At 50.8% G+C, this 26,238-nt stretch carries 24 protein-coding genes; all 24 read right to left on the bottom strand.

Annotation, left to right across the window (positions count from 1 at the left end; all coding sequences use genetic code 11):
* Positions 1-3: 3 nt before the first annotated feature.
* Complete coding sequence (pqqD, locus tag MET42_RS0108210; RefSeq protein ID WP_019882419.1) at positions 4-288, bottom strand: pyrroloquinoline quinone biosynthesis peptide chaperone PqqD; 285 nt, start codon at positions 286-288, stop codon at positions 4-6.
* Between the two features lie 17 nt (positions 289-305).
* Entirely contained in the window at positions 306-1,067 is a 762-nt protein-coding gene (gene pqqC, locus MET42_RS0108215; RefSeq protein WP_019882421.1) for a pyrroloquinoline-quinone synthase PqqC, read from the bottom strand.
* A gap of 9 nt (positions 1,068-1,076) precedes the next feature.
* Positions 1,077-2,018: a pyrroloquinoline quinone biosynthesis protein PqqB gene (gene pqqB, locus MET42_RS0108220; RefSeq protein ID WP_019882422.1), complete on the bottom strand. Its 942-nt coding sequence runs from the start codon at positions 2,016-2,018 to the stop codon at positions 1,077-1,079.
* Between the two features lie 289 nt (positions 2,019-2,307).
* Positions 2,308-3,390, bottom strand: a complete 1,083-nt coding sequence (locus tag MET42_RS0108225; protein WP_019882423.1) for a 3-deoxy-7-phosphoheptulonate synthase — start codon at positions 3,388-3,390, stop codon at positions 2,308-2,310.
* Positions 3,387-4,487 carry a histidinol-phosphate transaminase gene (gene hisC / locus MET42_RS0108230; protein WP_019882424.1) on the bottom strand — a complete coding sequence of 367 codons (1,101 nt, stop codon included), beginning with the start codon at positions 4,485-4,487 and terminating at the stop codon, positions 3,387-3,389. The genes MET42_RS0108225 and hisC overlap by 4 nt, the downstream gene beginning before the upstream one ends.
* Before the next feature lie 8 nt (positions 4,488-4,495).
* Complete coding sequence (gene pheA, locus MET42_RS0108235; RefSeq protein ID WP_019882425.1) at positions 4,496-5,578, bottom strand: prephenate dehydratase; 1,083 nt, start codon at positions 5,576-5,578, stop codon at positions 4,496-4,498.
* A 23-nt stretch (positions 5,579-5,601) separates the two neighbouring features.
* Positions 5,602-6,681, bottom strand: coding sequence for a 3-phosphoserine/phosphohydroxythreonine transaminase (serC, locus tag MET42_RS0108240; protein ID WP_019882426.1), 1,080 nt, complete (start codon positions 6,679-6,681; stop codon positions 5,602-5,604).
* A gap of 8 nt (positions 6,682-6,689) precedes the next feature.
* Positions 6,690-9,269, bottom strand: coding sequence for a DNA gyrase subunit A (gene gyrA, locus MET42_RS0108245; RefSeq protein ID WP_019882427.1), 2,580 nt, complete (start codon positions 9,267-9,269; stop codon positions 6,690-6,692).
* A gap of 238 nt (positions 9,270-9,507) precedes the next feature.
* Positions 9,508-10,695: an O-succinylhomoserine sulfhydrylase gene (locus MET42_RS0108250; protein ID WP_019882428.1), complete on the bottom strand. Its 1,188-nt coding sequence runs from the start codon at positions 10,693-10,695 to the stop codon at positions 9,508-9,510.
* A 225-nt stretch (positions 10,696-10,920) separates the two neighbouring features.
* Complete coding sequence (gene purF / locus MET42_RS0108255; protein WP_019882429.1) at positions 10,921-12,456, bottom strand: amidophosphoribosyltransferase; 1,536 nt, start codon at positions 12,454-12,456, stop codon at positions 10,921-10,923.
* Between the two features lie 31 nt (positions 12,457-12,487).
* A complete protein-coding gene (locus tag MET42_RS0108260; protein WP_019882430.1) occupies positions 12,488-13,006 on the bottom strand; it encodes a CvpA family protein in 519 nt (172 codons plus the stop codon).
* Between the two features lie 8 nt (positions 13,007-13,014).
* The gene (locus MET42_RS0108265) at positions 13,015-13,797 is read right to left on the bottom strand and encodes an SPOR domain-containing protein (RefSeq protein WP_232411400.1); all 783 of its coding nucleotides are present in this window, start codon (positions 13,795-13,797) and stop codon (positions 13,015-13,017) included.
* A gap of 61 nt (positions 13,798-13,858) precedes the next feature.
* A complete protein-coding gene (gene folC, locus MET42_RS0108270) occupies positions 13,859-15,154 on the bottom strand; it encodes a bifunctional tetrahydrofolate synthase/dihydrofolate synthase (protein ID WP_081624280.1) in 1,296 nt (431 codons plus the stop codon).
* Positions 15,154-16,020, bottom strand: a complete 867-nt coding sequence (gene accD, locus MET42_RS0108275; protein ID WP_019882434.1) for an acetyl-CoA carboxylase, carboxyltransferase subunit beta — start codon at positions 16,018-16,020, stop codon at positions 15,154-15,156. The genes folC and accD overlap by 1 nt, the downstream gene beginning before the upstream one ends.
* Before the next feature lie 51 nt (positions 16,021-16,071).
* Positions 16,072-16,872 (bottom strand): tryptophan synthase subunit alpha, encoded by an 801-nt coding sequence (gene trpA / locus MET42_RS0108280; protein WP_019882435.1) that lies wholly within the window; start codon positions 16,870-16,872, stop codon positions 16,072-16,074.
* Positions 16,873-16,968: 96 nt separating this feature from the next.
* On the bottom strand, positions 16,969-18,171 hold the full coding sequence (gene trpB, locus MET42_RS0108285) for a tryptophan synthase subunit beta (protein WP_019882436.1): 1,203 nt from the start codon (positions 18,169-18,171) through the stop codon (positions 16,969-16,971).
* 22 nt (positions 18,172-18,193) lie between these two features.
* Positions 18,194-18,841 (bottom strand): phosphoribosylanthranilate isomerase, encoded by a 648-nt coding sequence (locus MET42_RS0108290; protein ID WP_019882437.1) that lies wholly within the window; start codon positions 18,839-18,841, stop codon positions 18,194-18,196.
* 18 nt (positions 18,842-18,859) lie between these two features.
* Positions 18,860-19,633 (bottom strand): tRNA pseudouridine(38-40) synthase TruA, encoded by a 774-nt coding sequence (gene truA / locus MET42_RS0108295; RefSeq protein WP_019882438.1) that lies wholly within the window; start codon positions 19,631-19,633, stop codon positions 18,860-18,862.
* Between the two features lie 98 nt (positions 19,634-19,731).
* Entirely contained in the window at positions 19,732-22,653 is a 2,922-nt protein-coding gene (locus MET42_RS0108300; RefSeq protein ID WP_019882439.1) for a FimV/HubP family polar landmark protein, read from the bottom strand.
* Positions 22,654-22,861: 208 nt separating this feature from the next.
* The gene (gene asd / locus MET42_RS0108305) at positions 22,862-23,974 is read right to left on the bottom strand and encodes an aspartate-semialdehyde dehydrogenase (protein WP_019882442.1); all 1,113 of its coding nucleotides are present in this window, start codon (positions 23,972-23,974) and stop codon (positions 22,862-22,864) included.
* A 44-nt stretch (positions 23,975-24,018) separates the two neighbouring features.
* A complete protein-coding gene (locus MET42_RS0108310; protein ID WP_019882443.1) occupies positions 24,019-24,126 on the bottom strand; it encodes an entericidin A/B family lipoprotein in 108 nt (35 codons plus the stop codon).
* A 28-nt stretch (positions 24,127-24,154) separates the two neighbouring features.
* Positions 24,155-24,649 carry a YajQ family cyclic di-GMP-binding protein gene (locus MET42_RS0108315; protein ID WP_019882444.1) on the bottom strand — a complete coding sequence of 165 codons (495 nt, stop codon included), beginning with the start codon at positions 24,647-24,649 and terminating at the stop codon, positions 24,155-24,157.
* A gap of 102 nt (positions 24,650-24,751) precedes the next feature.
* Positions 24,752-25,063, bottom strand: coding sequence for a pyrimidine/purine nucleoside phosphorylase (locus MET42_RS0108320; RefSeq protein ID WP_019882445.1), 312 nt, complete (start codon positions 25,061-25,063; stop codon positions 24,752-24,754).
* Positions 25,064-25,147: 84 nt separating this feature from the next.
* Positions 25,148-26,218: a 3-isopropylmalate dehydrogenase gene (gene leuB / locus MET42_RS0108325; protein WP_019882446.1), complete on the bottom strand. Its 1,071-nt coding sequence runs from the start codon at positions 26,216-26,218 to the stop codon at positions 25,148-25,150.
* Positions 26,219-26,238 lie beyond the last annotated feature (20 nt).

The following is a 26,238-nucleotide window of genomic DNA, read 5'->3' on the forward strand; positions in this document are numbered from 1 at the left end:
GGATTAATTCAGCTTGCGCAACCAGGCTTTACCAACGGCCAGGTCAAACATGCCTAAAATATCATTCTCAATGTCTTCGGCATCGGGAAAGGTCGTTTTCAAATCAACAACAATCTCTCCGACCGTGGTTTTACCATCCACACGCTTCAGTATTTCACCGGCGCCCCCATGCAGTTTGACCATGCCCTCAGGAAACAGGATGACGTAACTTTGCTGCGCCTCTTCCCATTGAAAGCGATGGTGCAAGGCGATGGCGTAGATATCTGAATGTTGAATGTTATTTTCCATAGAATTACTTTCGTCGCTTATCTAAACTTGATCACTGGTTGACGTGTGTAGTCGCGGTCTTCCACCTTGATCTGCGTGCAGGCCAGCATAATGGCATCGGCCACTACCCATAACACATCCAGCTTGAATTGCAGAATATCCAGCGCACGCAGCTGCATATCGCGGCTCACACTGAAGTAATCCAGGGTAATGTCCAGGCCTTGCTCTACGTCGCGTCTGGCTTCTGTCAGGCGTTTTTTAAAGTAAATAAACCCTTCCTCTTTGACCCAGGGATACATAGTTGGCCAGGAACTGATGCGTTGCTGGTGAATGTGCGGTGCAAACAGCTCGGTCAGGCTGGAGCAAACACTTTCCTGCCAGGGGCGCTGGCGGGCAAAGTTGACATAAGCATCTACCGCAAAACGCACGCCTGGCGAAACCAGCTCCAGTGAGGTAATCTGCTCGCGTGTTAAACCAACGGCCTCACCCAGCTTAACCCAGGCCTCGATGCCCCCTTCAGAGCCTTCGTAACCATCATGGTCGGTAATCCGGTGTATCCAGCCTTTACGCACTTCTTTGTCCGGGCAATTAGACATGACTGCCGCGTCCTTTTGCGGGATCATGATCTGGTAGTAATAGCGATTCGCCACCCAGCACTGCAACTGCTCTTTGCTTAACTTGCCTTCATACATCAGCACATGAATCGGGTGGTAGATGTGGTAACCCTTCCCTTTTTCGCGGAGCTTGGCTTCAAACTCTTCACGGGACCATGGCAAGTTGTCGTTGCTGACTGCGTTCATATTGCTCTCCTATAGAATGATGTCCATGCCGTCATACGCTACCTCAATCTTGTGTTGATCAAGTGTCGCACGTTCGGCGGAATCTTCCCTTAAAATCGGGTTGGTATTGTTGATATGAATCAGCACTTTGCGTACCGGTTTATCTGTACCAAACTTGTCCAGCTCTTCTATCATGCCGCCCGGACCGGATTGCGGATTGTGGCCAATACTGCGTGCCGTTTTGGTCATCAGGCCCATGTCCAGCATCTCAGTGTTGGTCCAGAACGTGCCATCGACCATAATGCAATCGGCCTGGTTCATCAAAGGCGGTAAATGTGGCTCAATCTCAGCCAGGCCAGGTGAGTACCAGCATTTTTTGCCGGTAGAAATTTCTTCAATCAACACGCCGATGGTGTCGCCAGGATGTGGGTCGTTACGGTGTGGTGAATATGGCGGGGCCGCACTCTTCAAGGCCACCGCAGTAAAGCGCAAGTTAGGCACGCCGGGAATTTCAAAACTGTGCGCGTTACTGACATCATTGGCATCAATGGCAATCTCATGATGGTTAACGCCGCAGTAATGGCCAAGAATATTCAAAATCTGGTTACCGGTGGTCAGGTCTTCGTAGACCATTTTAGTGCAATAAATTTCACGTTTGACCTGACCTTCACGTAGCATGAACAGTCCGGTGGTATGGTCGATTTGCGCATCAATCAACACAATGCCCTGAATGCCGGAATCACGGATGCCACGGCCAGGTTGCAACGGGGAAAATTCCTGGATTTGTTGCAATACGTCAGGCGAAGCATTAAACAACACCCAGTCCACGCCATTACTGGAGACACAAATCGATGATTGGGTGCGGCGTTTAGCCTTAATCGTGCCTTTGCGTAAACCATCACAGTTTTGACAGTTACAGTTCCACTGCGGAAAGCCACCGCCAGCACCCGCCCCTAATACGTGTATATGCATAATCGCTCGTTATTCAATTCTATTCGTTCATGAAAGTTGCAAGACAGTTTCAAACTTCATCATACAACAATTGTTTGTGACTACTATGGGTTCATTGCAAGTCCTGTACAAGCTGCGTTTGCAATGTCTGTTAAGTAAGACTGGCATCATACGCATGCGTTGCATGAACAGCCTGCAACAGACAATGATTCCCTGCTCATGATTTTCATGAGCAGGTGGGAAATGGGATCATCGCAGGCATAAAAAAGCCGCGCTCACTGGCGCGGCCGGTGTTTTGCCTGCTGATCGCTTACTCTTCCGCTGCCCGTTTTTCGCGACGCGCTTTGACAGATGCTGCCAGGGTTTCCAATACAGTCACCGAGTCATCCCAGCCCAAGCAGGCATCGGTAATCGATTGCCCATAATTCAAGCTGCAACCTGGCGAATGATCCTGGCGGCCTTCGTTCAAATGTGATTCCAGCATCACGCCAATAATGCGCGCATCACCCGCAGAGACTTGGCTGGCAACATCATCTACCACCGCGATCTGGTTTTTATATTGTTTTTGGCTGTTGCCATGACTGCAATCTACCATCAGCACAGGCGCCAGACCAGCGTCCGCCAACTGGTCGCACACCGCCGCCACACTTTGTGCATCATAATTAGGCGCTTTGCCGCCACGCAAAATCACATGGCAGTCTTCGTTACCCCTGGTGGCAAAAATGGCTGACTCGCCTTCTTTGGTCATGGATAAAAAGTGATGCGGGCTGGCAGCAGTTTTAATCGCGTCAATGGCGACTTTGGCGCCACCATCGGTGCCATTTTTAAAGCCTACCGGGCAGGATAAGCCAGAAGCCAGTTCACGGTGGATTTGCGATTCTGTGGTTCGTGCACCAATCGCGCCCCAGCTCACCAGGTCGGCAGTATATTGTGGCGACACCACATCCAGGAACTCAGTCGCCGCCGGCATGCCAATCTCGTTCACATCCAGCAAGAAGCGACGTGCTTTTTCCAGGCCCAAATTAATGTCGTAAGTGCCATCCAGGTGTGGATCGTTGATCAGGCCTTTCCAGCCCACGGTGGTGCGCGGCTTCTCGAAATAAACGCGCATGACGATCAACAACTCACCTGCCAGGCGTGTACGCACGTCCAGCAGACGCTTGGCGTATTCCATGCCGGCTTCGGTGTCATGAATGGAGCATGGGCCCACAATGACCAGCAGGCGGTCATCGCCCTGGTGCAAGATATGATGAATCGCAGTGCGTGTCTTCAGGATATTTTGCGTGCTGACCGTGCTTTCCTGCAGGCGTGACAATAGTTCTGCCGGTTTTACTAGCGGCTTGATCTCCAGCACCCGTACATCATCGGTAGCTAATTTCTCGTATACAGTCATGACTTTAAAATCTTTTCCAGCACGTCTAAAAAGCGGGCATTTTCGCTAAACAAACCGATACTGACGCGCAAATAATCAGGCATTTCATAATTAGCCACCGGGCGTACAATCACACCCTGTTTGAGCAATGCCTGGTTCACCGCATTGGCATTGGTCACTTTAAAGCTGACAAAGTTGCCGTAGGATGGGATATAGCTCAGGCCCAGTTGCTCCAGCCCTTGTGTGATCTGTGTCATGCCCGCCTGGTTGGCAGCATAACTGCGTGCCACAAAGTCTTCATCCTGCAAGGAGACGGTGGCAGCCACCTGCGCCAGGCTATTGACGTTAAATGGCTGCCGCACGCGGTTCATTAAGTCAGCCAGTGTGGCATGCATCAGGCCAAAACCCACGCGCAAGCCAGCCAGGCCATAGGCCTTGGAAAAGGTACGCGAAATAATCAGGTTTTCAAATTCTGCCAGCCAGCCAATCGCCTCAGATTTGTCTACAGAAGACAAGTACTCGTCGTAGGCTTCATCCAGCACCACCAGGATATGCTTGGGCACTTGTTGCAAAAAGGCTTTTAAATCTGTTTTGCTGATTAGTGTGCCTGTTGGGTTATTTGGGTTGGCCACAAAAATCAGCTTGGTTTTAGGCGTGATCGCCTTTAAAAAACCTTTCAGGTCATGACCAAACTCAACCGCAGGCACTACCACGCCAGTGGCGCCAACGGCTTGCGTCACCAACGGATACACCGCAAAAGCATGCTGTGAATAAATCGTTTCATCGCCTGCGCTCAGAAAAGCACGTGCCGCCAGTTCCAGAATATCGTTTGAACCGTTACCGAATACAATTTGTGCCGGTTGCACGCCGTATTTATGGCTCACGGCATCGCGCAAGGCAAAGCTGTTGCCATCCGGATAACGGGCAATCTCATAAATGGCTTCTTCTAATGCCATTTGTGCCTTTGGACTCATGCCCAAGGGATTCTCGTTAGAGGCTAACTTGACGATATCGGCTTCATTGAGCCCCATTTCGCGGGCTAATTCACTGATAGGTTTGCCACCTTGATATGGCGCAATGGCACGAATATTGGCAGGCGCTAATTCTGATAAAGACATAGATTGAATTAAATAATAGCGGTTGGGTAAGAGCCCAACACTTTGAGTAATGTGGCGCGTTCAGCCAGATCTTTGAGCGCTGCCTGTACGGATGGTTGCTGCTGGTGCCCTTCAATATCGACGAAAAACACGTAATTCCATAGATTTTGACGGGACGGACGGGACTCCAGCTTGGTCATGCTCACGCCATGGCGTGAAAATGGCTCCAGTAACTGTAATACCGCGCCAGGTTTGTTTTGTGCACTCATGACCAGCGAGGTTTTGTCCTGGCCGGAAGGTGCCACGGCATGATTACCCACCACCAGGAAGCGTGTGGTATTTTTCGGATCATCTTCGATATTTTCAGCCAGGATATGCAAATCGAATAAATCGGCCGCACGTTTGCTGGCAATCGCCGCCGCAAACGTGCCTTCACTTGCCACCAGCTCGTGGATCATTTGTGCTGCGCGTGCATTGCTGGTTACCGCTTCACGCGCAGCATTTGGCAAGTGTTTATTTAGCCACTCATGGCATTGCGACAATGATTGTGCGTGAGAGAATACATGGCTGATCTGGCGGATATCCTGCTGTGCAGACAACAAGCAGTGATGCACAGGCAAGGTGATCTCACCAATGACCTGTAACGGACTAGACAACAATAAATCCAGTGTAATGCCAACCGCACCTTCCGTAGAGTTTTCTACCGGCACCACGCCGTAATCGGCCTGACCCGCTTCTACGGTACGAAACACTTCATCAATGCTCGCGCACACCACAGCCTGGCGGCCTTCACCAAACTGCTTGAGTGCCGCCTCTTCGCTGTAAGTGCCCAAGGGGCCCAGAAAAGCAATCGACAGCTCTTTTTCTAGTGCGCGACAATTGGACATCACGGCACGGAAAATATGACTCACCGCCTCAGGCGCCAATGGGCCCTGATTCTCTGACTGCAGGCGTCGAATCACTTGTGCTTCACGCTCAGGGCGATAAATCACCCCGTCATCTTTCAAGTGCCCGATTTCGCGTGCAAGCGCTGCGCGCTCATTGACCAGCGCCAGCATCTGCGTATCAATCGCATCAATTTTGTCTCTAAATTGTTTTAATAAATCAGACATTTGAAATTAATATTTAATGTATTTTATGAATGACTTTTTTCGAACTCTTGCATGAATTCGACCAAGGCTTTCACACCTTCAATCGGCATGGCATTGTAAATGCTCGCACGCATGCCGCCTACTGAGCGATGGCCTTTTAATTGCAGCAAGCCACGTGCATCTGCTGCCTTCAAAAAGGCGTCATTGAGGCTCTCGTCACGCAAACGGAATGGAATATTCATGCGTGAGCGGTAAGCATGCTCGATGTTATTGTCATAAAACTCGGTTTGATCCAGGTAGTTGTATAACAAATCAGCCTTGGCAATATTGATTTTCTCAATCGCCTCTACGCCACCCTGCGCCAGCAACCACTCAAAGACCAGACCAGCAATATAAATGCTGTAGGTTGGCGGTGTGTTAATCATGCTCTGGTTATCCGCCTGCGTTTTCCAGTGGAATACCGCTGGTGTTAACGCAGAGGCTTGCGCCAGCAAATCTTCACGCACAATTACCAGGCATAAACCTGCCGGGCCGATATTTTTTTGCGCACCACCATAAATCACGCCATATTTGGAAACATCAATCGGGCGTGACAGGATATGTGAGGACATGTCTGCCACAATCGGCACGCCATGCGTGTCAGGGACATCCAGAAACTCGACACCGTTAATCGTTTCATTGGTGCAGTAATGCACATAGGCCGCGTCTTTATTAAGCGTCCAGTCAGCAAAAGCGGGCACCGTCGTAAAGCCACCGACTTCAGCACTGGCGGCGATATTAATCTGACCGTAGGCTTTGGCATCCTCTACGCTGCGCTTGCTCCAGGAGCCTGTCACCACGTAATCCGCAGACTTACCATTAAGCAAGTTCATCGGAATGATGGCATTTTCTCCAATTGCGCCGCCCTGCAAAAACAAGACTTTGTAATTGGCCGGGATGGACAGCAATTGGCGCAAATCGGCTTCGGTTTTTTCCAGGATACTGGTGAATTCTTTGCCGCGATGCGACATTTCCATCACGCTCATGCCAGAGCCATGCCAGTCAAGCATTTCGGCTTGCGCGCGCTCCAGCACTGGTTTAGGAAGCACGGCCGGACCGGCTGAAAAATTAAAGATCTGTTTCATGCGTGTGTTTATTCTTCGTTCTCGTCGCTCTCGACACCATCATCGTCAGTTTCTACAATTTTCTCCAGACCTGACAATTTCTCACCTTCACCCAGGTTGATCAGGGTGACACCTTGTGCAGCACGACCCATATCGCGGATTTCCTTGACGCGGGTACGGATTAATACGCCACCGGTGGTAATCAGCATGATTTCATCTTCTGCCGTCACAAGTCTGGCCGCAACAGCCAAACCATTGCGTTCACTGATGGCAATGGCTTTCACGCCTTGTGTGCCGCGACCAGAATGGCGGAACTCGGACAACACAGTACGCTTACCGTAACCATTTTCTGTTGCCACCAACACAGACTGTTGGTCATTCTCAGCAATCAGCAAGGACAATACTTGCTGTTTGACCGCCAGTTTCATGCCGCGTACACCACGTGTTGCGCGGCCCATTGGACGGACGTCATCCTCAGTGAACCAGACGGCTTTACCACCATTGGAAACCAGCACAATGTCGTTCTGGCCATTGGTCACTTCGGCACCGATCAGGTAATCACCTTCATCCAGGTTAATAGCAATAATGCCGGACTTACGTGGGTTAGCGAATTCCGTCAGCGCCGTTTTCTTCACAGTGCCCTTGGCTGTCGCCATAAATACGTAGTGATTCTCGTCGAACTCTTTCACCGGCAGGATGGCATTGATTTTCTCGCCCTCTTCCAACGGGAACAAGTTCACAATCGGTTTGCCGCGGCTGACACGACTGCCTTGCGGCACTTCATAAACTTTTAGCCAGTAAACACGGCCACGGCTGCTAAAACACAGGATGTAGTCATGCGTATTCGCGACAAACATCTTGTCGATAAAGTCGTCTTCTTTAGTCGCAGCTGCCTGTTTGCCACGGCCGCCACGACGCTGTGCGCGGTATTCATCCAGCGGCTGTGATTTGACATAGCCGGTGTGTGATAACGTCACCACCACATCTTGTGGCGTAATCAGGTCTTCGAGTGACAAATCTTGCGTGTTCTGCTCAATCTCGGAACGACGTTTATCACCAAACTGTTTCTGGATTTCGTTCAGTTCTTCGACAATAATCGCAGTCACGCGCTCTGGCTTGGCCAGGATATCCAGCAAGTCGGCGATGACATCCATCACTTCTTTGTATTCGTTGACAATCTTGTCTTGTTCCAGACCTGTCAGGCGTTGCAAGCGCATTTGCAGAATTTCCTGCGCTTGTACATCAGACAATCTATAGCCTTTTGGCGTCATGCCAAAGTCGACAGACAAGCCCTCTGGACGCGAAGCCTCCATGGCTGCACGTTTGAGCATTTCCTCAACTACCGGAGAGTTCCAGCTGCGCGCCATCAACTCTTTTTTCGCTTCTGGCGGTGTTGGCGCGGCTTTGATGATGGCAATCATCTCGTCCACGTTGGCCAGTGCCACCGCCAAGCCTTCCAGCACATGGCCGCGATCACGCGCCTTGCGCAGTTCGAACACGGTGCGACGTGTCACCACTTCACGGCGATGACGCAAGAATGCTTCCAGCATCTGCTTCAGGTTGAGCAAGCGTGGCTGGCCGTCCATCAGCGCCACCATGTTCATACCGAATGTATCTTGAAGCTGCGTTTGTTTGTAGAGGTTGTTTAGAATCACCTCAGGCACTTCGCCACGCTTAAGCTCAATGACGACGCGCATACCTGACTTGTCAGATTCGTCACGTAGGTCAGAGATACCTTCAATTTTTTTCTCGTTAACCAGTTCGGCGATTTTTTCAATCAGCGTTTTCTTGTTAACCTGGTAGGGCAATTCATCAATAATGATGGATTGGCGCCCGCCTTTTTCCAAATCTTCAAAGTGGGTGCGGCCACGCATCACCACTCGGCCACGGCCAGTGCGGTAACCTTCTTTCACCCCTACCGTGCCATAAATAATACCCGCAGTCGGGAAGTCAGGCGCCGGAATCAACTCGATCAACTCATCAATAGTGATTTCAGGATTTTTCAACAACGCGAAACAGGCATTCAGCACTTCATTCAGGTTGTGAGGCGGAATATTGGTCGCCATACCCACCGCAATACCCGAGCTGCCGTTAATCAGCAGATTGGGAATACGCGCCGGCATAATCAGAGGCTCATGCTCGCTACCATCGTAGTTAGGGCCAAAGTCGACGGTTTCCTTGTCGATATCTGCCAGTAACTCGTGGGCAATTTTGGACATACGGATTTCGGTATACCGCATCGCCGCCGCATTGTCGCCATCAACCGAACCGAAGTTACCCTGGCCATCAACCAGCATGTAACGCAAGGAGAAATCCTGCGCCATACGTACGATGGTGTCATACACCGCAGTGTCACCATGCGGGTGGTACTTACCGATCACATCACCAACAATACGGGCAGATTTTTTGTAAGGCTTATTGTAGTCATTGGACAGCTCGTGCATGGCAAACAGCACGCGTCTGTGCACAGGTTTTAAACCATCACGCACATCGGGAAGCGCACGGCCCACAATCACGCTCATGGCGTAATCGAGATAGCTACGACGCATCTCGTCTTCTAAGCTGATAGGCAGGGTTTCTTTAGCAAATTGATCTGGAGACTGACTCATTCTTGACCCAATTTATAGTTAAAAGTTATCACGCGATTTTAGCATATTTAGCGCAATCCGGCGCGCCTAATCGCGGCTGACAGGCCAATCGGGCAAAACTGAAAGGGAGTGATGATGCAAACCAGAGACGCGGACAACATTGAGGATGCACCGACGAACTATTTCTGTCAGCACCAGTGAATGATGTTAAAAAAGGAATTTTGGAAAGCCGCGCAAATGAATGCGCGGCACGATGAATCTAAAACTGGGTCAGCAGTTGCAAATCAGCTTTTAAATCTTCAACATGCTCCAGGCCCACGGCAATCCGGACCAGGTTATCCTTGATGCCAGCTTCGACCCGCGCTTCGGCACTGACGCGACTATGCGTGGTGGTAGCAGGATGCGTAATCGTCGATTTGGCATCGCCCAAATTGGCGGTGATGGAAATCAGGCGTGTCGCATCAATGAGAGCCCATGCGGCTTCTTGTGCTGTTTGGCCAGCACGTGGCTTCACTTCAAAGGTCACAATACCGCCACCCAGGCGCTGCTGTTTTTGCGCGAGTGCGTATTGCGGATGCGATGGCAAGCCGGGGTAATAGACGCGCGCTACCCCAGGCTGCTGTTCCAGCCATTGCGCCAAAGCCAGGGCACGTGCGGCATGTGCTTCCATGCGCACTTGCAAGGTTTCCAGCCCTTTGACAAACACCCAGGCATTAAAGGCACTCATGGTCACGCCTGCCGTGCGCAAAAAGGCATACACCGGCTCAATCAGCGCCTTGCTACCAAGCACCGCGCCTCCCAATACCCTGCCCTGACCATCGATATACTTGGTGGCAGAATGGATGACAATATCAGCCCCCAGCTTGAGTGGTCGTTGCAATGCAGGCGTACAAAAGCAATTATCAACCGCCAGATAGGCACCAGCCGCATGCGCAAGCTCCGCCAGCTTGGCAATATCACCGACTTCAGTCAGCGGGTTTGAAGGCGTTTCAGCAAAAAACAGCTTGGTATTTGGCTTGGCAGCCGCTTGCCAGGCATCCACATCCGTTAGGGAAACCAGCGTCACTTCCAGACCCCAGCGTTTCAAGATATTGGTGAATAATTGCACCGTGGTCCCAAAAATACTTCGCGATGCCACAATATGATCACCCGCACTGCAAATGCCCATGATGCAAGCGAGAATCGCAGACATACCACTCGAGGTTGCCACACACTGCTCTGCGCCTTCCAATGCGGCCAGTTTGTCCTGAAACATGGTGACTGTCGGATTGGTAAAGCGTGAGTAAATATTGCCAGGCTCGGTGCCGCCAAATCGCGCTGCCGCTTGCGCTGCATTTTTAAAGCGGAAGCTGGAATTTAAAAACAGGGCCTCTGAGTTTTCGCCAAACTCGGTGGTCAAAGTGCCAGCACGCACAGCCAGCGTTTCCAAATGGTATTGATCGTTCATGATTCCTCAAACTTCTGTCCGGTGCGGACATTCCTGCACAAGCATCCTGACTTGCGCTCTGGACAATAAAAAACCCGTTTCAGCATTGCGCTAAAACGGGTCTTTGGGGCTCTCGCTTTAGCGGTATTTATAATGCGCTCGCAAGCTGAGTTTGGCTTCGTTTAAAGTTCGCCACTCAAATCAGCGCAATTTCATTAAACGCCTTTTGCTGGCGCCTGTCAACTTTTACTCGGCACCGACCAAGTCTGTAGATAACAGATTCAAATCCAGCTGCGTGGTCGAGTTAGGCGGCAATTGCTTTTTATTCATATCACTGCGCGCAGACTCAATACGGTTTAAGTAAGCCGCATCAATATCGCCAGTGACATACTTGCCATCAAAACAACTACAGTCAAACTCCGTCATGTGCGGATTGGACTTGGCAATGCTTTCACGCAAGGCATCCAGGTCCTGATAAATCAGCGCATCAGCACCGATTTCGGCACAAATCTCTTCATCGGTACGATTAGTCGCCAACAACTCATGACGGCTAGGCATATCAATGCCATATACGTTTGGATAACGCACTGGCGGCGCTGCTGAAGCAAAGTAAACCTTGTTAGCACCTGCATCACGTGCCATTTGCACGATTTGCTGCGAAGTCGTGCCACGCACAATAGAGTCATCTACCAGCAATACGTTTTTGCCCTTGAACTCAATGCCGATCGGGTTCAGTTTCTGGCGCACGGATTTTTTACGCAAGGCTTGGCCCGGCATAATAAATGTGCGGCCGATATAACGGTTTTTGATAAAGCCTTCACGGTAATCCAGACCCAAGGCAATCCCTAATTGCAATGCACTCGGGCGGCTGGTATCCGGGATAGGAATCACCACATCAATTTTTTTATCCGCCCATTCGCGTTTAATCTTTTCGGCCAGCAAGGTACCCATGTCCAGGCGGGTCTGGTAAACAGAGACGCCATCGATCACTGAGTCAGGGCGTGCCAGGTAAACGTATTCAAAAATACATGAGGTCAGTTTTGGATTCGTTGCGCATTGACGACTGAATAAATTGCCGTCCATATCGATAAATACCGCCTCACCTGGCTCAACATCACGCACCATGGTGAAACCCAGTACATCCAGTGCGACGCTTTCAGAGGCGATAATATATTCAGTCCCCTTGTCGGTCACTTGTTTGCCAATCACCAGAGGGCGAATACCATGTGGGTCACGGAAGGCCAGCAAACCAAAGTTGGCGATCATCGCCACTACGGCATACGCCCCCTTACAACGTCTGTGCACGCCAGCAACGGCATCAAACACCATATCGCTATTGAGCAAAGCATTTTTGGATGTGCTCTCAATTTCATGTGCCAGCACGTTTAACAACACTTCTGAGTCAGAGTTGGTGTTGATGTGACGCAAGTCTTGCCTGAACATTTCAGACTTGAGTTGCTCGGAGTTGGTCAGGTTACCGTTATGGCCCAAGACGATACCGAACGGTGAGTTGACATAGAACGGCTGGGCCTCAGCAGCACTAGACGAGCCTGCTGTCGGATAACGCACATGGGCGATACCCACATTACCGACCAGATTGCGCATATGGCGTGTGTGAAATACATCTTTCACCAGACCATTGTTTTTATGCATGTGGAAAGTGTTGCCATCACAAGTGACGATACCAGCGGCATCCTGACCACGGTGCTGTAATACCAGCAATCCGTCATACAACAACTGATTCACCGGGTTCTTGCCTACAATACCGATAATTCCACACATAGCGACATCCTATCAAACACTTGATTACAAATTAAATGGCAGATTCATCTACCCGCTGATGATCCAAATGTACGTGCCTAGCAATACTAGATGGCATCCATGGCAGTAATTTCAAGACCAACGCTTCTACTGGCGCACTGAATGTTGCATTTGTCCAGCGCGGATCCTTGGGCAAATCCGTCATGGCAGCCAGCATCACCAGGATACAGACCACCAACACGCCTTTAACAATACCAGCCAAACCGCCGAGTACTCTGTTCAGCCCGCCCAAACCGACCGCCTTGATCAAGGTAGTCAGCAACAAGGCGAGCAAGGCACTGACAAACAGCACCAGTAAAAACACCACTAAAAAAGCCGCCATGGCTTTTACCGCCTCGCCAGGAATCTGCTCTGGCATATAGGTGATGACCTCACCGTTAAAACGATTCGCCAGGTAAAAAGCCAGCACCCACCCCACTACAGAAAACAGCTCACGGATGGCGCCGCGCATCAGCCCGACCAAAATGGAGAAGCCGATAATGCCTAATACCAGATAATCAAAAACAGTCATGGCCTATATCAGGATTTGCTGGCCACAATACCGCTAAACCCAGCCGCTTCCAGTTTTTTCAAGGCAGCTGCCGCATCATTACGGGTAGCATAGGTACGCGTACGCAAGCGTAGTTTCTGACCAGCTGCATCCACTTTTTCGGTGGCTGACTCGAATCCTGCCTGCTTCAGCTTGCCTTGCAGGGTTTCCAGGTTTTTCGGGTCAGAGAACACGCCAAACTGCACAAAGAACTTACCAGTTTTTTTATCGGATGCAACAGGCTCTTCTTTAGTTTCAGGCTTGATTGCCGCAACTTTGGGTTCAACTTTGGGTTCAACTTTGGGTTCAACTTTGGGTTCAACTTTGGGTTCAACTTTGGGTTCAACTTTGGGTTCAACTTTGGGTTCAACTTTGGGTTCAACGGTTGGTACGGGTTTAACTGGTGCAGGCGCGACAACAGGCTTGGCAGGCTCTGTTTTTACCTGTTTTTGTGGCGTTGCTACTACTGCGGGCGCAGAAACTGGCGCTTCTTCAATATTAGCCTCAGCCACTTCGGAAGCATTGTTTTCTGATGTATTGGCCGCTGGTGCAGCTTCGTTATCCAATACAACTTCATCATCAGGTAACTCAAGGATAGGCTCACGGTTGGCCTGGCGATTCACCACCGTAATTTCAACGTTATCATGGCTGGATTCGATCACCCGGTCTTTAAGCACAAAGGGCAATACAATCAGCATCAAAACCACCAGGGTGATCGCACCTACCAACCGCCTGCGGGCAGTTTTCTTGAGCAACAGTTCGTTATCTGTCAAAGCATCTCTCGCCATACTGTTTTGAGGTTCACATTCAGTTCTATGTATACACGTGGCGTTTTTACGCAACCCACTGATCAGGCGTTAATTCGAGTATTGCAGCTACAGTGAAGAATGAGCCGAACACAATAATTTTATCATTTTTTGCCGCATTTTTATAAGCCGTTCGCAATGCGGCGGGTAAATCAGCATGCAGGTGAATATGGGTCAGCGACACTTTCTGACTTAAGCAAGCTTGCAAGTAGTCAAGCGCCGCTGCGCGCGGATGCTGGATGGAGGCAATATGCCACGTATCAATCACCGGATGCAGGATGTCCACTACGCTGGCAATATCCTTATCAGACAACATGGAGAATACGGCAATCACCTGGCCGCCATCGGCACTCAGGCGCTGCAAGTTGTCACATAATGCACGCGCAGCATGTGGATTATGTGCTACATCCAGAATCACATCCGGCGCATGTTGCAAGTATTGAAAGCGGCCAGTGACCTCTGTGCCGGTTAACGCCTGCAACAGTTGACCTTCCGTGACTGGCAATGTTGCTTGCAAAGCACGCACGGCAAATATTACGCTCGCGGCATTATTCCACTGGTAATGCCCAAACAAGCGCAAGTTGCCTATATCGAGCTGCCCTTGTGCATCCCGATAGTGTGCGTATTGTGTATCCGAGATATCAATCTGGTAATCCACGCCAAAACGGTTTAACTTTACTGCCAGCGTCTCGGCATGCGCCAATAATGACGCTGGTGGCGCCACATCGCCGCAAATAACAATCTGCTGCTGGCGATAAATGCCCGCCTTTTCGTGCCCGATTAATTCGCGGGTATCACCCAGAAACTCCATGTGATCGAGATCGACATTGGTGACAATGGCGCAATCGGCATCGACAATATTCACCGCGTCCAGGCGCCCGCCCAGACCAACCTCAAGGATAACGACATCCAATGGCTGTTGCTCAAAGGCCCATAATGCCGCCAACGTACCCATTTCAAAATAGGTCAGTGTGATATCCCCACGTGCCTGCTCTACGGCGGCAAAGGCGTCACACAGCAGCGCATCGGCAATGACATTGGTATTGAAACGAACACGTTCCTGATAATGCACCAGATGTGGTGAGGTATAACAGCCTACCTGGTAACCGGCAGCGCTATAAATACGTTCCAGCATGGCGCAGGTAGAGCCTTTGCCATTGGTACCACCAACGGTGATCACGGTAAACGGAAATTCTAGCTGCAGGCGTGCAGCGACTGTTTGCACCCTGCCCAAGCCCATCTCGATGGATTTGGGGTGCAGGGATTCGATGTAGCCGAGCCAATCCTCAACTGTTTGGGGAAGCTCGGGTATCACAGGTGGCATCAGGCAGCTTTGGTAATATTCAAGAAACTGGACAATACCTGGCTCAGTTTGGTACGCATTTCACGGCGATCGACAATCATATCGATGGCGCCATGCGTCAGCAGGAACTCTGCGCGCTGGAAGCCTTCAGGCAAGGTCTCCCGTACAGTTTGCTCAATCACGCGCGGGCCGGCAAAACCAATCAGCGCATTCGGTTCGGCCACAATCACATCCCCCAGCATGGCAAAACTGGCCGACACACCGCCCATGGTAGGGTCCGTCAACACGGAGACATATGGCAATCCGGCTTCAGACAGTTTGGTCAACGCGGCACTGGTTTTAGCCATTTGCATCAACGACAACAGGCCTTCTTGCATACGTGCACCGCCGCTGGCAGAAATACAGATAAATGCAGACTTGTGCTGAATGGCATCTTGTACACCGCGTACGAAGCGCTCGCCAACCACAGAGCCCATGGAGCCGCCCATAAACTTGAATTCAAATACGGCAGCCACCACCGGCACGCCTTCAACCGTGCCACGCATCACAATCAGCGCATCTTTTTCTTTCACATCACGCTGGGCAGTTTTCATGCGCTCGGCGTAAGTTTTACTGTCTTTAAACTTTAAGGCATCCACCGGCGTGACGTCAGCTCCAATTTCAACACGGCCTTCTGCATCCAGCAATACATCCAGGCGAGCACGTGCGCCGAGACGGTGGTGATGGCCGCACTGCGGACATACTTCCAGGTTGGCATCCAGGTCAGTACGGTAAAGTACTGTTTGGCAGGCATCACACTTATGCCATAAGCCTTCTGGCACATTACGTTTTTGTACCGAGCCAACAGCACGTTTAATTTTTTGTGGAATCTTGTCTAACCAACTCATAGCTTCTCCTGCTTTTATATTGCGATATGCTGAAAACCTGAATACACCGGTCTATACAGAATCAATCGCCGTACGCAATTCTTTCGTTAATGTCTGCACATTGGCAATCAGGTTATCGGCATTAGCGCTTTCAATCGCCAATACCATCCGACTACCCACCACCACCGCATCGGCAATCGCGGCCACTTCACGTGCAGTCGCCGCGTCTTTCACACCAAAGCCAACACCAATCGGCAAGCTGGTCTGCTGACGAATTTCAGCCACGCGCTTTTTCACCTCGACAATATCCAGGTTAGCCGCCCCCGTCACACCCTTGAGCGAGACATAATACAAAAAGCCTGTCGCCTGCTTCACGATCAACTCGGTACGTGATGGCTCGGTGGTCGGTGACAGCAGGAAAATACTATCAATATCCGCGCCTGCCAGTTCTTGGTTAAAGACTTCACACTCTTCAGGCGGATAATCGACCGTGAGCACGCCATCTACACCAGCCTCTTTCGCCAAGGCAACGAACTGGGTACTGCCCATCGCTTCAATCGGGTTGGCGTATCCCATCAGTACGATAGGCGTTGTTTGGTTGGTTGCGCGAAACGCTTTCACCATGGCCAATACTTTACGCAAGCCCATCTTGTGTACCAATGCACGCTCACTGGCGCGCTGGATCACCGGACCATCCGCCATTGGATCAGAAAACGGCACGCCCAGCTCAATCATATCGGCACCCGCTTCTACCAGCGCGTGCAACAAAGGCACGGTTTGATCAGGGTGCGGATCGCCCGCTGTAATGTAGGGAATCAGTGCCTTTTTACCTTGTGCCTTGAGGGTGGCAAATACAGATTGAATGCGGGACATAAGAATGCTTTTTTAATTAATTCAAATAATGACAGTGGATCTGCAATACATGGCTGCGCGGATGCGTTTAACAAGCGCAGTCATGCAGGCAAAAGGTCACAGGGTAATATTAGCCAAACGTGCCACGGTGTTAATGTCTTTGTCACCACGGCCAGAAAGATTTACCAGCACCACCTGATCCGGAGACATGGTTCTGGCCAGTTTCTCAGCATGCGCCAAGGCGTGGCTGGATTCCATCGCGGGGATAATGCCTTCTGTACGGCACAGGTTATGGAAAGCCGTCATGGCTTCTTCATCGGTAATCGCCACGTATTCAGCGCGCTTGATATCTTTTAACCAGGCATGCTCAGGGCCAACGCCAGGATAATCCAGGCCGGCAGAAATAGAATGTGTTTCAATAATATTGCCATCTTCATCTTGCATCAGGTAAGTACGGTTACCGTGCAACACACCGATCGGGCTATTCGCCGTTAATGGCGCGGCATGCTGGCCAGTGCTCAAACCATGTCCGCCCGCTTCAACGCCAATCAGACGTACGCCTTCGACGTCAATATACGGGTAGAAAATACCCATGGCATTGGAGCCGCCGCCGACACAGGCGACGATAGCATCTGGCTGACGCCCTATCATTTCCTGCATCTGATCTTTCGCTTCGATACCAATGACTGCCTGGAAATCGCGCACCATCATCGGGTAAGGATGTGGACCTGCCACAGTACCGATAATGTAGAAAGTATTGGAGATATTGGTCACCCAGTCACGCATGGCTTCGTTCAATGCGTCTTTCAGGGTTTTTGAGCCACTTTCGACGGGCACCACAGTGGCACCCAGCAACTTCATACGGAACACATTTGGCGCCTGGCGTTTGACATCCTCGGCTCCCATATAGACCACGCACTCCAGGCCCAGGCGAGCAGCAATCGTCGCAGTCGCCACGCCATGTTGCCCAGCACCGGTTTCCGCAATCACACGCGGCTTACCCATGCGTTTGGCCAGCAATGCCTGGCCGATAGTATTGTTGATTTTGTGCGCGCCGGTATGGTTTAAATCTTCACGCTTAAGATAGATTTGTGCTCCGCCCACTTTTTCAGACAGGCGTTTAGCATGGTAAATCGGGCTGGGACGGCCAACGAAGTGCTTGAGATCATAAGCAAATTCAGCCAGAAACTCAGGATCGTGTCGGTATTTTTCATACATTACCCGCAGTTCTTCCAAGGCTTCCACCAGGGTTTCTGCGACAAAAACGCCACCAAAAGGGCCAAAATGACCGCGCTCATCTGGCATGTCATAGACTTGCATGCGTTACTCCGTATCTCGTTTTCTACTCAAACCGCCCATTACGTGCAGCATCACACTGCACCACCTGCTGCATGAATGCAGCTATTTTTTGCGGGGATTTTATCCCCTTTTGTGCTTCTACCCCGCCACTCACATCCAATGCATAAGGCTGCACCTGACGCGTGGCTTGCATAACATTCTCCGGATTCAAACCACCGGCCAATATTACTGGCTTTTGCAAACTCGCAGGGATCAGCGACCAGTCAAATGCCTCACCTGTACCGCCAACCGCTTTTTCAGAATAAGTATCCAGCAGCAAGGCTGAAGCTGACGCAAAATCAAGCTCGCATTGTACCAAATTTACCCCTGGTTTGACGCGGATTGCTTTGTAATATGGTAGATTAAATTGTGCACAATAGTCTGCCGACTCATCGCCATGAAACTGTAAACAATCCAGGCCTGTGCTTGTCATCACCTGCTGCACCTCTTCAGGCGATGCATTCACAAACAAGCCGACTTTGCTTACAAAGGGCGGCAGTGCCGCCATGATTGCCTGGGCTTGTGCCGCCGTGACCGCGCGTGGGCTAGGCGCATAAAATACAAACCCCAACGCATCTGCACCTGCGGCAATCGCCGCCAATGCATCTTCCAGGCGGGTAATCCCGCAAATCTTTACCCTGGTTCTTGTCATATTGTTTATTTACTTTCTTTAGTCCCAGTGCGCTTCACACACGGGCAATTGCCAGTGGCCATCATATTCTACGCCGGTAAAATACAAACCATCGGGCATAAACGTAGGAGGTGAAAGACGCCTGTCTTTATGTTGCAGCAAATCGGCAAATGCGTCCGGGCTCAACTTGCCCTGCCCGACATAGACTAACGCGCCCACCATATTACGAATCTGGTGCTGTAAAAAGGCATTCGCCTTAAAACTGAAAATGATGTATCGCCCATGTTGTGTAATATCGGCACGATGCATCGTGCGTATTGGCGTGCTGGCCTGGCACTCACTGGCACGAAAAGCGCTGAAATCATGCTCGCCCACTAAGCCAGGCACTGCCTGTTGCATCAATGCAATATCCAGCGGCCTGTGGTACCAGCCCACACGCCCGTGCTGGCTGGCTGGCGCCACAGCATGATTATGCAACACATACTGGTAGCTGCGCGCACGTGCACTAAACCTGGCATGAAAATCCTCAGCCACCTCAACCGCCCACAATATACGTACCCAGGCTGGCAAGTGCGCATTGGTGCCACGCACCCAGGCACTCAATGGTCTGACAACTGAAGTTTCAAAATGTGCCACTTGCATCAAGGCATGCACGCCTGAATCGGTACGTCCAGCCGCATGCAAACGTACTTTTTCACCGCCAACCTGTTCAATGGCTCGCTCGATGGCATCTTGCACGCCTGCGGCATTTGGCTGACTTTGCCATCCTTGAAAATAGGCGCCGTGATATTCAATGCCAATCGCAATTTTCATGGCGCCTAGTATAAGGGCTGTCTGTCATTACGCCAAATCAGGCCACATCGCCGGTGAGTGACAGTGAAAATGAACAAGGCCGGGAACCCGGCCTTGATTTACGCTAATTTTGCCAGTAATTCGCTGGCTCGTTGCCGCTGGCGCTCGCCACCTTCTGCGATCACCTCATCGATCAGTTCCTTGGCGCCCACCACATCTTCCATGTCAATATAGGCTTGGATCAAATCAAGTTTGGTGTTCACTTCTTCCGGTTCATCGGCGATCTCCTCAGCACTTGCCGTACTGCTCTCGGCGACATCCAGGGATATCTCAGGGAAGGCAATACTGTCGGCCGTGGCCTCTACGGCAGGTGTTTCATTTAATGCAGCATCCGCAGAGCCCAGGCTAATTTCCTCAATTTCCAGAGCATCGTCACTCACACGCTCGCCAACCGCATCATTCGGGCCGCCCAGCTCCAGTGACAACTCAGGCAATGAGTCAAACACGGCATCCTCACTAGACAGCGTTTGCTCACCGGTGGTTGCTGACAATGGCTTGCTGCTTGCAGCCTCTGCACTTTGCGGAACATCATCCAGGTTTAGCGAAGGCAAATCCAGGGCTTTAGGTGTCAGTGCGAGGTCATCATCAACATTTAAAGTATTGCTGACATCATCACTGGCTGGCTCTACACTTGCCACTGAAGCTGGTTCAACCTCAAAGCGTAGCGTATCCGCAGTGCTGATAGCATCCTCCGAGAACGCAAGCGTTGTGTCATCTGCACGCTGAGGGGCTGATTCGCTCGTAAACGTATCAAGCGCCAACGCATCGTTATCGCTTGTGGCAGATAATGCATCAGCACCGGATTCAATCGTCACCTCTTCTGCCGCAGCAGGGCGTACAGGGCTTTCAGCGGGAGTCACTGGCTCAGCACTGGCAGCCGCCACCGCCTCTGAAGCCCCATCAAACTCCAAGGCAGGCGCTTCAAAGTTAAAGTGATATGCATCTTCTTCATTTTGTGTTTCTGCGACTGGCAGCACGGTTGCATTAGCTAAAGGTGCAACATCATTGACTGCTGCTGGCGTGGCCTGATATAGCGTGTTCTCAGGATCCAGTTTCTGCCCCATGGCACTGACTTTGGACCAGGCAGCATCTGCCGGACCAGCTTTGGCATAGACATCACTGGCCAGGGACTCAAACGCAGCTTTATTACCCGTTGTCTGATAAATTTCCAGCAACTTCAACTTGAGCTCCTGACGCTCGGGATCTTTCTGAATCGCGTCTTTCAAAATCTCTTCGGCTTGTGCATCACGACCATAGGCCATGTACACTTCTGCTTCGGCAATCGGATCCACATCGTGCGAATCTATCATGCCGCCCACACCGCTTTGCGAGAAATCCGTCAGGAAAGAAGTGTCGCCAGAAGCGGCAGCTTGCGTATCCCCGAACACCGTATTGTTCTGCATTTCCGTAGCTGGTGACGTGACAATCACATCTTCAAAATTATCGATTTGTTTTTTACGGCGAATACGGATCAATGCCCAAACACACAACAATACCGGCAAGGCGATCAATGCCAATGGCAACACCGGGCTGATGTTTTTCAGGCGTTCCAGCAATACATGCATAAACGAAGGCTGCTGCATGGTCTCTGCTGCGGGTTCCTCTACAGGCAACTCAGGCTTGGCTGGCTCGGCAGTTGGTGTCGGTTTTTCCGGCACAACCGCGGCTGGTGGCACTTTGGTTTGCTCTGCAGGCGCTTTGGCAGCTTGCTCCGTCGGTTTTGGCTCTACTTTTGCGTCAGGCTTTACTTCTGCTTTTGGCTCAGTTGCTGCCTGCGCAGCATTTTTCTCAGCCTGCGCCATGGCGCTATTCTTCATTTCCATCAGCTTTTTCATGTCTGCGACTTGTTTTTCAAGCGCAGCAGCACGAGACTGTTCCTCTTTGATGGCATTCGCTTTAGCGGTCGCATCCTCTGCCGCCGCCGAGGCTTTAGCTGCGGCCTTGTCAGCTTGCGTGGTTGACTTAGCATCACCGGCAGACAGCTTCAATACATCTTTGCCTGGTTTGGCTTGAGGCGCTGGTTTCTCACCTGCTGCACCAATCTTGCCTGCAGATTGCTGTGTATTACCACCAGTTTGGCTAGCTTCGCTTTCCTTGACCACTTTTGCCAGTGAATTTTTATAGGCCTGCCAGTTGGTCGCATGCTCGGCAATCAGGCTTTTTGCCTGCGGGCGACTAACACTATCCAGCGTAGCCTGATCTGGCATGCGAATAATCTTGCCCACCTTAAGGCGATTCATGTTTTTACCGTCAAACGCCTGCTGGTTAGACTGGTAAAGTGCCGCCAGCATTTGCTCCACGCTGACGTTATCAGGCTTCATTTGCCTGGCAATGGCATAAAGCGTATCACCGCGCTCAGTAGTCAACGCTTGCTCGGTGTTCGCAGCCTCATCCGCTGCCACCTGTTTCGGTGCGGGCACCGCTGCAGGCTTAGATTGGCGAGGTTTACTGGGTTCGGATCTGGGCTCTGGGGCGGGCTGCTGACTTGTCTCTGGCACTCGCGCCGTATTATTGGTAGTGGCTAGTGGCACTGACTGGCCTGCTACAGGTAATCCGGCCGACTCAGAAACATAATTAGAGTTAAAACCAGGCGGATCCAGTAACAAGGTGTATTCCTTGACCAGGCGTCCGGTCGGCCAGTCTACCTGAATCAACATATCCAGGAAGGCTTCGGTAATCGGCTGCGAGCTTGTCAGCTTAAGGATAGGCTGACCTTTGGTGTTGTTACCCACTTCAATTTTAATAAACGGATAAGAAGCTGGCTTTTCCAGCATCTGGTCCTGATAGACCTGCTCGCTGGCCAGTGTCGCCTGAATGCTGTTGAGCTCGGCTGGTGTCACCGCCAACAGCTCAATTTCCGCATTGAGCGGCTCACCAAGTTTTGAGCTGGAAATCATGCTACCCAAACCGGCAGCATGCGCCGAGAGGGCCGTACTCAAACTCAAGGCAAAGGCTATTTTTTTTAATTGAAATTTACTCACCGATTAACCCTTATTCATTCATGGCGCTTGTCAAAATAGCATCATTCACACAGCCACGCAAGCACGCCCAGGCGGCTTGGGAGCAATAAATACACCGATTTGAGGCTATAGTCCCCATTAAACCGCATTATATAAAAAGCAAAAGCCCGAAAAGACCATGATTTCATTAATAAATCATGGCTTTACGGGCCGCTATTTAATCAATTACTTAAGCTTCTACCAGAATTCTCAACATTCTGCGCAAAGGCTCTGCTGCCCCCCACAATAACTGGTCGCCCACCGTGAAAGCGGACAGGTATTCGCCACCCATCGCCAGTTTACGCAAACGGCCTACCGGTGTTGTCAGTGTGCCGGTAATCGCCGCTGGCGTCAGCTCGCGCATACTGATCTCACGCTCATTAGGAATCACCTTGGCCCATTCGTTGGCTTCGGCCAGCATCTGGTTAATTTCATCCAGTGGCACATCTTTGCGCAACTTGAGTGTCAACGCCTGCGAGTGGCAGCGCATGGCGCCAATGCGTACACATAAACCATCAATCACAATCGGGTTGGCTTCACGGCCTAAAATCTTGTTGGTTTCAACGCCGCCCTTCCACTCTTCTTTGCTTTGGCCATTACCCAGATCTTTATCAATCCATGGGATCAGGCTGCCAGCCAGGGGAACACCAAAATTAGCGGTTGGCAGCGCTTCACTACGAATCGTCTCCGCCACGGTTTTGTCGATTTGCAGGATCGCAGAGGCAGGATCTGCCAGCAAGCCAGCCACAGAGGCATTCACCACGCCCATCTGGCTAATCAGCTCACGCATATTCTGAGCACCGGCACCTGAAGCCGCCTGGTAAGTCATGGATGTCGCCCACTCCACCAGATCAGCCTTAAACAGGCCGTTTAATGCCATCAGCATCAAAGACACGGTACAGTTACCGCCAACCCAGTTATTGCCGCCATTGGCTAATGCATCTTTAATCACATGCATATTAACCGGGTCTAAAATGATCACGGCGTCTTGCTCCATGCGCAAGGTTGAAGCCGCATCAATCCAGTGACCACGCCAGCCAGTCGCGCGTAATTGCGAGAACACCTCACTGGTGTAATCGCCCCCCTGGCAAGTCACAACCACGTCCATCTGACGCAAAGCGTTGATATCCCTGGCATCTTTTAATGCAGGAGAATCTTTACCCACGTTAGGTGCAGCACCACCTGTTTGCGAGGTCGTGAAAAATTGCGGCTCGATATCCGCAAAATCATTTTCCTGCATCATGCGCTGCATCAGCACGGACCCAACCATGCCGCGCCAGCCTACAAACCCTACTTTTAACATAGTGACTCGATATTTCAGCCGGATCATCCGGCATTAACAATAAATTATTTGGACGATTTCTGAACAGCTTCACCTGCTTGTTCAATATCTTTACCCATGCCATTAATGGTGTTGCAGCCTGCTAACACCAACACCGTCAATACTAATGTCATCCATTTCGCCATATTATTCTCCCAATGACTAATCCCTGAAGTTACCGTATTTCAATGGGAAATCGGTAATACTTTTTTTCACGAATGCGATCGCCTCTTGCAGCACATCGCGCTTGGCGCCATTGACACGTACCGTATCGCCCTGGATGCTCGCCTGTACCTTCATGCCGCTATCTTTAATCAGCTTGGTGATTTTCTTGGCCAGGTCACTATCAATGCCATCACGCACATGCAGCTCTTGCTTCACCTTGTTGCCTGACACTTTTTGCACATCTTTGTGCTCCAGGCGTTTGGATGACTCAGGCTCTTTTTTTTCCATGGCTGGCAACAAGATGTCTTTCACCTGGTCCAGCTGAAAGTCATTGTCACCAAACAAGGTAATCACTTTGTCTTTTTCGTTAAAATCGACTTTGGCCGACGTGCCCTTGAAATCATAACGATTGGTGATCTGCTTGACAGAAGCATCAATCGAATTTTTCAAATTGACCATATCGACTTCAGACGTAATATCAAAACTTGGCATATTTTAAAACCTCACAAGCGAGGGCAGGACAAGGCGCAAGCGCTCAGACAGTACATTCAGTACGGCAAGCGCTTGCAACGCGGCCCTGCCGAGCAATCACAATTACTCGAAGTGGCAGACGTAGTCTACTGTCTCCAACACTTCAATATCGAAACTGGAGTTACCCGGCACTGTGAATTTCTCACCGCCCTTATAGATTGTCCAGTTATCTTCGTCTTTTTGACGGACTTTGCACACGCCATCATTAATTTCCATCAACTCTGGTGAGCCAGTGTTAAAGGTCAATGTGCTAGGGAAAATCACGCCCACGGTACAGCGTGTACCATTTGGAAACAACACCGTGTGGCTCACACATTTACCATCGAAATAAACGTTGGCTTTCTTTTTTACGCTGACATTATCAAATTGTGCCATTTTTAAATTCCTAATCAATACTAGTTACGACTATATCTTAAAACTGAACGGACGGCATGAACAGCGCCGCCCGCAGAGCCTGCTTTACATGGCAGCGACGATCTGGTCACCCATTTCAGAGCAAGAAACCTTCTTGGTTCCCTCTTCGTAGATATCACCCGTGCGGTAGCCTGCTGCCAATACTTTTTTCACTGCATTTTCAATGCGGGTCGCCGCCGCTTCATTATCAAAGCTGTAACGCAACATCATCGCCACTGACAGAATCGTCGCAATCGGGTTGGCCAGGTTCTTGCCAGCAATATCCGGCGCAGAGCCATGTGAAGGCTCATACAAGCCTTTTTTGCTTTCATTCAAGGAAGCAGACGCCAGCATGCCGATAGAGCCGGTCAGCATCGAAGCTTCATCAGATAAGATGTCACCAAAAATGTTGCCGGTAACCATGACGTCAAACTGCTTAGGATTACGAATCAGCTGCATGGCGGCATTGTCGACGTACATATGGCTCAACTCCACTTCCGGATACTCTTTAGCCACATCAATGACGATCTCTTTCCAGAACTCAGTGGTTTCCAGCACGTTGGCCTTGTCCACAGAACACAACTTCTTGCCACGCTTCATGGCGATGTCAAAAGCCACATGCGCAATGCGACGCACTTCAGGCTCGCTGTAAATCATCGTGTTGAAACCTTCACGCACGCCCTGCTCGTTAGTGCGCATACCGCGTGGCTGGCCGAAATAAACGTCACCAGTCAGTTCACGCACGATCATGATATCCAGGCCTGCCACTACTTCTGGTTTCAAGGTAGAGGCATTCGCCAGCTCAGGAAACAGTACGGCAGGACGCAGGTTAGCGAACAAACCCAAGTCCTTGCGGATAGCTAGCAAGCCGCGCTCAGGACGCAATGGGCGGTCCAGGTTGTCGTACTGCGGACCACCGACGGCGCCCAGCAAGACGGCGTCAGCTTTACGACAGACCTCTTGCGTAAACTCAGGGTATGGATGACCGAACTGGTCATAAGCCTGGCCGCCCAAAGGCGCTTCCGTAAAGGTCATGTCCAGGCCGTCTTTTTTCAATACTTCCAGTATGCGCAACGCTTGCGCAATAATTTCCGGGCCAATGCCATCACCTGGCAATACAGCAATATTTAATGCCATTTAAAAATTCCTTTTATTTT

Source organism: Methylophilus sp. 42 (genome assembly GCF_000384155.1).
In the GTDB taxonomy this organism is placed as follows: Bacteria; Pseudomonadota; Gammaproteobacteria; order Burkholderiales; family Methylophilaceae; genus Methylophilus.